The 708-nt window shown below is 72.6% G+C and carries 1 protein-coding gene and 1 pseudogene; one reads left to right on the top strand and one right to left on the bottom strand.

What is annotated here, in order from left to right; genetic code table 11:
- Positions 1-250: pseudogene (locus tag FVW20_RS17595) on the bottom strand (methylated-DNA--[protein]-cysteine S-methyltransferase); the annotation flags it as partial.
- Positions 251-340: 90 nt separating this feature from the next.
- Between FVW20_RS17595 and FVW20_RS17590 the strand changes: the two are divergent.
- Entirely contained in the window at positions 341-484 is a 144-nt protein-coding gene (locus FVW20_RS17590; RefSeq protein ID WP_196610600.1) for a hypothetical protein, read from the top strand.
- Positions 485-708 lie beyond the last annotated feature (224 nt).

Genomic DNA, 708 nt, shown 5'->3' with positions numbered 1-708 from the left:
GCAGGCCGGGCCAGGCGTCCGGGCGCGGGTTGGTCCAGCCGTCGCGCGTGGCGGGGGCGGAAGCCAGCGCGGCCCCGTCCCAACTCATGGTGATTTCGCGCAGTCGGCTTTCCCCATTGTGTGCGCGCCAGTGCAGGATCAGCGAGAGCGGCCCGGCCACCAGGCGTTCGCGCACCTCGTCGAACAGTGCGGTGTCCGGAATGTCGAGCGCGGCGCGGCGGCGGGGAGTGGCGGAACGGTTGTGGGGCATGCGGCCTCCGAAGGTGAAAGGCAAGTGTGTTCCGGGTGTGGGTTGCGCCTTGCTGGATGAGGGGCGCGGCAAGGCGCGGCAGTCCGGGCAATGCAGTCCGGCAAGGCGGCCCCGGACAGGACCGACGCGGATAGGACCGACGCGGACAGGACCGACGCGGACATGGTCGACGCGGACAGGGCCGACGCGGACATGCCTGCCCCGGACAGGGCCGACCGCCTGTCGTTTCCATAGCCGGAAAGCCCGGCGGCGGAAAAGGGGTGTCCGGCGAACGGGCCGGTTTCATACCGCACGTGCGACGAGCGCATTCAGGCGGGGCGTGCGGCAGGCGTCACTCCCGGTCCGCCACGGGCCGCAGGTGCGGGAAGGCAGCACAGGCCGCCGCGTATTCCGCCTCCCACGCCTGGGCCTGTTCCGTGTTCCGCAGGCGCGGCGCGGCCCCCGGCAGGCGATGGGGC

This window comes from Nitratidesulfovibrio oxamicus, from assembly GCF_015731765.1.
Lineage (GTDB): Bacteria > Desulfobacterota > Desulfovibrionia > Desulfovibrionales > Desulfovibrionaceae > Cupidesulfovibrio > Cupidesulfovibrio oxamicus.
This window is presented reverse-complemented; position numbering and strand designations above follow the sequence as displayed.